Genomic DNA, 5,211 nt, shown 5'->3' with positions numbered 1-5,211 from the left:
ACCCGAGGCAGACCAGCCCGCCGATGCGGCCGGCCTCGAACAGGCCATCGGCGACCATGCTGGCGACGCGGCCGCCCATCGACTTGCCGCCGATCAACAGCGGGCCGTTGGTCGGGCCGAGATCGTCAATGGCCGCGACATATTCCGGCATCACGGTCTCGGCACGCGGCGGCGGCTTGCGCACGCCATTGCGGCGACCGGCCATGTAGCCGAACTCGAAGCGCGCCACACGCAGGCCGGCAGCCGCGAGCGCCCTGGCGGTGGCGTTCATGGAGGCCGAGTCCATTGGCGCCCCGGCGCCGTGGGCGAGGAGGATGGTCACCCGGGCGTCGGTCGGGCCGTCGAAAATGAAGCTGGTTGGCATCTACGCTCTCATTCCGATGCCATCCCCGACCACCGGTTCATCCCCGCGAAGGCGAGAACCTCGGTTTGCGAACGTGCGGTTCCGCACGAAAACAGAGGTTTCCGCTTGCGCGGGACGGACTCCGTGCGGAACGGCAGCAACACCGATGACGGGGAACGACGCGGCCATCACCCTGCCGTCCGCCGCAACTGCGCGTCGGCGTAGGCGATGCCGCGTGTCGCCGTCCTCGCCCATTCCGAGGTCTGGTCGAGCTCGAGGTAGCGGCTCCACCAGCGACGCGCCTCGGCGAGGTTGCCGGCATCGAACTCGAGGCTCGCGAGGTTGTAGACGGCATCGCCGTAGGCGGGGTCGATCTCCACGGCCCGCAGCAGGTGCTGGCGGGCAGCACCGGTGCGACCGGTGTCGCGCAGGAGCCCAGCGTGGTTGAACCAGGCCTCGACGAAGGCCGGATCGAGCTTGATGGCGCGCGCATAGGCGAGACCAGCGGCATCGGCATCGCCCGAGGCGCGCATGCAGTTGGCCTGGTTGAAGGCGGCGACGGAATCGGTCGGATCGATGGCGAGACACTGGCCGTAGAGCACCGCGGCCTCGGCGAACAGGCCCGCCGTCTCGGCGGCCTCGGCGAGCTCGAAGTACTCCTCGTCGGCCTCGTCGCTGGGATCGAGATCGAGCACACGCTGGCCGTCGAGCTCGGACTTGGCCGCGCCGTCGAGGGCGTAGATGGTCGCTTCGTCCTCGGGATGGAGCGAGAGCGCGGTGAGCGAGGACACCGGCCCGGCGCGATGCACGGCGCGTGCAATGGCCCACCAGCCGGCACCGCCGGCGACCAGCCCGGCATACTTGCGCGAGAGGATGAGATCGCGAAACGAGAAGGGCTCGACGCTGTGCTCGAAGGCATCGAACAGGGCCAGCCGATCGAAAACGGCGGCGTCGAGCCGCGACTGCTCGAGCAGCGACTGGCGGGTAAGGCCGGTATGCTGCGGCGCGGTGCGGAGGCCGAGCAGTTCCAGCAGACCGTTTTCGCTGAGCAGCGTGATGTCCGCTGCCGCGATCGGGGCGAGGCGCCGGTCGATCTCGGCTTCGCCCAGGGTCAACAGCCTGCGACCGACCACGACATGCGAGGTCTGCCGGGTGATGCCGCGCCTCAGGCGCTTGCGCTGCCCCGACAGCGCCTTGGCCGCCAGCCGCCGTGGGAACGCGTTGAGCGCTCCGACGATGCCGAAAACGGCGGCGGACTTCTGCATTGCGGGCTCAGGCCTTCTTCTTGCTGCCGGTTGCGGCTTTCGGCGCGGCCTTGGCGGCCGGCTTGGCGACGGCCTTGGATGCCTCGACGGCGGCCTTGAGCGACAGCTTGGCAGCCGATTCGGCGGGCGGCGCAACCTTGGACTTGCTCTTGGCGGCCGGCTTGGACTGTCCAAGGCTCGCCTTGAGCGCATCCATGAGGTTGATGACATTGCCGCGCTCCGGCGCCGCCGCGATGATCGGCTTGTGGCCCTTGAGCTTTTCCTTGATCATCGCCATCAGCGCGATCTCGTAGCGGTCCTCGTAGTTCCTGGGGTCGAACGTGGTGACCTTCTGCTCGATCAGCTTTTCGGCCAGTTCGAGCATCTCCTTGTCAGGCTTGGCGTCCGGGATGCTGCCGAAATACTCGGCGGTGCCGCGGACCTCGTTGGGGTTGCGCAGGGTGCACACGAACATGCCCTTGTCGCGCGCACCGATGGTGACGACGCGCTCGCGGCTGGTCATCACCAGGCGCGCAATGGCAAGCTTGCCCGACTGGCGCATCGCCTCGCGGAGAACGGCGAAGGTTTCTTCCGCCATGGCGCCATCGGGGGCGAGATAGTAGGGCGCATCCTGGTAGATCGGGTCGACGGCGTCCTCGTCGACGAAGGCCTCGATGTTGAGGGTGTGGCTCGACTCGATGCGCACCGCCTCGAGGTCGCTCTCCTCGATGATGACGTATTGCTTGTCCTCGTACTCGTAGCCCTTGACCAGATCGGAGCGCTCGACCAGCCCGAGTTCGGGATCGACCGGCTTCATGTTGATCCGGTTGTGGGTGTCCTTGTGGAGCTGGTTGAAGGTGATGCGCTCGGACGCGCTGGTCGCCGGGAAGAGCTTGACCGGACAGCTCACGAGACTGAGCTTCAAGTACCCCTTCCAGCTGGCCCGTGCCGCCATCTCCGCCTCCTACTCGCGAATACTAGGTCTGTTCAGCCGACGACTGTGCCGGAAGATCCCGCGCCGACTGGTTAATGTCGGCCCATGGATCGCCGGACGTGGTTAACAATGCCGGAAGGCTAGAGTAGTTCAAGTCCTCGGGGGCGTCGATCGTATCGAGGTCCCGCCAGTCCAGCGGAGTCGAGGCCGGCACGCCGGTGCGGGCGCGCAGCGAGTAGGGCGCCGCGGAGGTGGCGCTGCGGGCGTTGCGGTGAAAATCGATAAAGATGCGCCGTTTGCGGTTGGCCGCACCCATGGTCGCGGTAAACGTCTCGGGCGCCGCACCGGCGATGGCACTCGCTATGCGGCCCGTGGCGGCGTGCACCTGCTTCCAGCTGAGCCGGGGCCTGATCGGCACGACGACATGGATGCCCTTGCCGCCGGAGGTCTTGACGAAGGGAACGAGCCCCAGCCGCTCGAGTTCACCCCGGACATGCACCGCGGCCTCGACCATCTCGCGCCAGCCGATGCCCTCGCCCGGATCGAGGTCGAAGACGATGCGGTCGGGCTTTTCGAGGTGCGAGCGGTGCGTGCCCCAGGTGTGGAACTCGACGACGCCGAACTGGGCCAGCGCCAGGTAGCCGCGCGCATCCTCGACACTGAGGTAGGACTTGTCCTCGTCGTCGGAGTTCTTCACCTCGAACACGCCGAGACTCGGCGGCATGCCGGTGAAGGCGTGGCGCTGGAAGAAGCAGTCCTGCGGGCGCCCGCTGGGGCAGCGCACCAGCGAGACCGGCCGGTTGAACAGGTGCGGCAACATGAAGTCGCCGACGGCGGCGTAGTAGACGGCAATCTCGAGCTTGGTCGGCCCGGACTTGCCGAACAGGCGCCGGTTGGGGTTGGTGACAAAGATCGAGGCGAGGTCGGCATCGGTGATCAGGCGCTGTCGCGTACTCGCAACCGGGGTCGAGAGCGCCGCCTCGCGCAGCCCCTTGAAGACGGCGTGGCGGAGGGAATTGTCGGCCGTGCGCGTGGCGTAGTGGATACGGGCCTGGTGCACCGGCCGCACCCAGACCACGTCCTTCGGGCCACGCTCGAGCGGTACGCCACCATCGGCCAGCGGCTCAAGCCGTTCGAGCAGGGCGGCCAGGGTGGCGGTATCGAAGCCGGTGCCGACCTTGCCACGATATTCGAGCTCGCCGTCGACCCATTCGCCCAGGGCCAGCGCGCCGATCCCTCCTGCCGCGGCGGAGCGAGTGAAGCCGGCGATGACGAAATCGCCGACCTGCAGCGCCTTGGTCTTGCTCCAGGTGGTGGTGCGCCCGGACTCGTAGCGGGCGCCGAGTCGCTTGGAGACAATGCCCTCGAGCCCGAGTTCGGAGGCCCGGTCGAAGAGCGCGCCGCCGTCTCCGACCACATGGTCGCTGAACTGGATGGCGGTGCTCGCCTCGACCCGGCCTCCGAGCAACTGGGCCAGCAGGTCCTTCCGCTTCTCGATCGGCACTGCCCTGAGATCCCAGCCGTCGAGATAGAGCAGGTCGAAGGCGTAGTAGACCAGCCGGTTGCCGGCGCCGGACGAGAGCGCCTCCTGAAGCGCCGCGAAGCGGGCGATGCCGCTTTCGTCGGGCACGACGATCTCGCCATCGATCAGCGCCGACTTGCACGGCAGTGCCTCGAAGGCCTTGGGCAGGTTGCCGTAGCGCTTCGTCCAGTCGAGCCCGGCACGCGTGACCAGCGCGACCTTGCCGGCATCGAGATGGGCAAGCGTTCGATAGCCGTCGAACTTGATTTCGTGCAGCCACTGCTCACCCTCGGGCGGATCGGGGACGGCGGTGGCGAGTTGCGGCTCGATCCGGCCCGGCATCGGCGCCTCCACCGCGCCCTTGAACGCTCCGGGGCGCAGCCGTACCGGCCGGCGCGGCCTGGGCGGCGCCACCAGGTCCTCGATGCGGCGGCCGGTCTTGACGCTTTCGGGGCGGTCGACGAGGACGTCGCCCTCGGTACTGGCCGAGGGATCGTGCTCCTTGAACAGCAGCCAGCCGGGCCTGCCGTCGTCGGACTTCTTCCTGAGCCGCGCCAGCATCCAGCCGCCCTTGAGCTTTTCGCCCCACAGGCGGAACTTGAAGTCGCCCTTGCGCAGATGCTCGTCGGGATCGCCCATGGGCGCCCAGGTGCCGGTGTCCCAGACGATCATCGGCCCGCCACCATACTCGCCGGCGGGGATGACGCCCTCGAAGTCGAGGTACTCGATCGGATGGTCCTCGGTCTCGGCGGCAAAGCGCTTGTCCGCCGGGTCGAGGGAGGGGCCCTTGGGAACCGCCCAGCTCTTCAGCACGCCGTTGAGCTCGAGCCGCAGGTCATAGTGGTCGGCGGTGGCGGAGTGCTTGTGCACGACGAAGCGGTTGCCGCCCGATCCGGCATCGGTGCCGGCGGGCTCGCCGGTCCGGCTGAAGTCGCGCTTGGCTCGGTAGGGCTTGAGGTGGTCGGCGGGCATGGGGCGACACTAGAGCAGTTCGGCGTTTCGTTGAAACGCCGAACTTTGTCCGTGCAACCGACGGGGCTGCCCCCGGTCAGATCGAGACGAGCCCTTCGCGCAGGATGATCGACACCGCGTCGGCCCGGTTGCGGGCGCCGAGCTTGTCGAGGATGGCGGTGACGTGGAACTTTGCCGTGTGGACGGAGATGTCGAG

Annotated in this window: 5 protein-coding genes; all 5 read right to left on the bottom strand. The window is 67.9% G+C overall.

All coding sequences use genetic code 11. The features are described from left to right. A partial coding sequence (locus ACE3TU_RS18605) for an alpha/beta family hydrolase (RefSeq protein WP_374626936.1) occupies nucleotides 1–364 on the bottom strand: 364 nt, incomplete at its 3' end. Nucleotides 365–531: 167 nt separating this feature from the next. Then, a complete protein-coding gene (locus ACE3TU_RS18600) occupies nucleotides 532–1,608 on the bottom strand; it encodes a tetratricopeptide repeat protein (protein WP_374626934.1) in 1,077 nt (358 codons plus the stop codon). A 7-nt stretch (nucleotides 1,609–1,615) separates the two neighbouring features. Further along, the gene (locus tag ACE3TU_RS18595; protein WP_374626932.1) at nucleotides 1,616–2,542 is read right to left on the bottom strand and encodes a Ku protein; all 927 of its coding nucleotides are present in this window, start codon (nucleotides 2,540–2,542) and stop codon (nucleotides 1,616–1,618) included. 22 nt (nucleotides 2,543–2,564) lie between these two features. Continuing rightward, on the bottom strand, nucleotides 2,565–5,015 hold the full coding sequence (ligD, locus tag ACE3TU_RS18590) for a DNA ligase D (protein ID WP_374626930.1): 2,451 nt from the start codon (nucleotides 5,013–5,015) through the stop codon (nucleotides 2,565–2,567). A gap of 76 nt (nucleotides 5,016–5,091) precedes the next feature. Continuing rightward, nucleotides 5,092–5,205 (bottom strand): hypothetical protein, encoded by a 114-nt coding sequence (locus ACE3TU_RS18585; RefSeq protein ID WP_374626938.1) that lies wholly within the window; start codon nucleotides 5,203–5,205, stop codon nucleotides 5,092–5,094. Nucleotides 5,206–5,211: the final 6 nt, after the last annotated feature.

The sequence above is a fragment of the Devosia sp. genome (assembly GCF_041917035.1).
Taxonomy (GTDB): Bacteria; Pseudomonadota; Alphaproteobacteria; order Rhizobiales; family Devosiaceae; genus Devosia_A.
Note: the sequence above shows the minus strand (reverse complement) of the source record. Positions and strands in the feature narration are given on the sequence as shown.